Below are 1,106 nucleotides of genomic sequence, written 5' to 3'. Positions count from 1 at the left end.
GTAAGCGCAGCGCACGCACCAAAACAATAATAATTATACCATTTTATTTTACCTCAATTCCATCAGAATATGTTACAATAAATAATTAAAGATACCAAAATCAATAAATTAGAGTCTAAATCCCAAAATTTTGACAAAGTTCTTCAATAGATTTCATGGGTAAATAGAGTTTCATAGGATTTTGTTGGAATTGTTGAAAGCCATATTTGATATAAAAATTCAAAGCTTCTTCATCCAAAGCCTCTGCTATTACAGCAATAGAAGCAACTTGTATAGAAACATTCAGCGACTTTTTCAGCGCATCTACTAGCATTAATTCACCCAAGCGCTTACCCTTTTGTTTAGCGTCAACCGCGAGACGACCTAATAGTGTTGCGGGTAATAATGGATAACGAGGTAAATGTTTTGCAAAAGTCTGATCCAAAACTGTAATATCAACAGTATAGGAACAAAGGGTATAATAAGCTAAAACATTAAGTTCAGGATTATCAATTAAAACAAACACAGTTGAGACTCGCCTTTTGAGATCCTGAGATGCTTGTTTACGAATATAGTTATCTAAACTATCTTTCCCACAACAGAAACCGGAGCGAATATGCTGACGAGTGTTGAGGGGTTCAATTTTGAGAACCATTAGATATCAATTTCCTGTTTATATCGTAGCGCTGCGGCTTGAAGTGCATGATTAGGTTGAGGAGAATGGATAACTGCATCGACAAACGCTTCACTATCCTCAATACTCAATTTCAGGGTTTGGTGTTTCTCGATGACTCGGTAAGCTTCCGCTTGAAGACTTGTGACAACAAAATCAGTCAGAGTGCGTCCCTCTAAATCGGCGGCTTTCTGTAACAGAGCTTTAATTTCTGGACTCAGACGAGCTTCTAATCTCGCCATTGATTTTTGATTAGTGTTAGTCGCCATAATCAATTAAACCCGCATTTCCTAAGTATGATTTATTCTGATTATATCCAGCAACTTGCCGTATTTCAAGAATAAAATCTCTACCTGATTCCCATTTAACCCGTAGGGTGTGTAAGCGCAGCGCACGCACCAAAACAATAATAATTATACCATTTTATTTTACCTCAATTCCATCAGAATATGTT

2 protein-coding genes are annotated in these 1,106 nt (G+C 36.7%); both read right to left on the bottom strand.

Translation table 11 applies throughout. The features are described from left to right. Positions 1 to 115: 115 nt before the first annotated feature. On the bottom strand, positions 116 to 634 hold the full coding sequence (locus PL8927_RS27720) for a GNAT family protein (protein ID WP_083627109.1): 519 nt from the start codon (positions 632 to 634) through the stop codon (positions 116 to 118). After that, positions 634 to 921, bottom strand: a complete 288-nt coding sequence (locus PL8927_RS27715; RefSeq protein ID WP_083627108.1) for a type II toxin-antitoxin system TacA family antitoxin — start codon at positions 919 to 921, stop codon at positions 634 to 636. The genes PL8927_RS27720 and PL8927_RS27715 overlap by 1 nt, the downstream gene beginning before the upstream one ends. Positions 922 to 1,106: the final 185 nt, after the last annotated feature.

This window comes from Planktothrix serta PCC 8927 (assembly GCF_900010725.2).
Classification (GTDB): Bacteria; Cyanobacteriota; Cyanobacteriia; order Cyanobacteriales; family Microcoleaceae; genus Planktothrix; species Planktothrix serta.
Note: the sequence above shows the minus strand (reverse complement) of the source record. Positions and strands in the feature narration are given on the sequence as shown.

What these genes read in the sequence shown, in the direction of transcription:
- PL8927_RS27720 (WP_083627109.1), bottom strand. Translation starts at nt 634, where the DNA reads ATGGTTCTCAAAATTGAACCCCTCAACACTCGTCAGCATATTCGCTCC.
- PL8927_RS27715 (WP_083627108.1), bottom strand. Translation starts at nt 921, where the DNA reads ATGGCGACTAACACTAATCAAAAATCAATGGCGAGATTAGAAGCTCGT.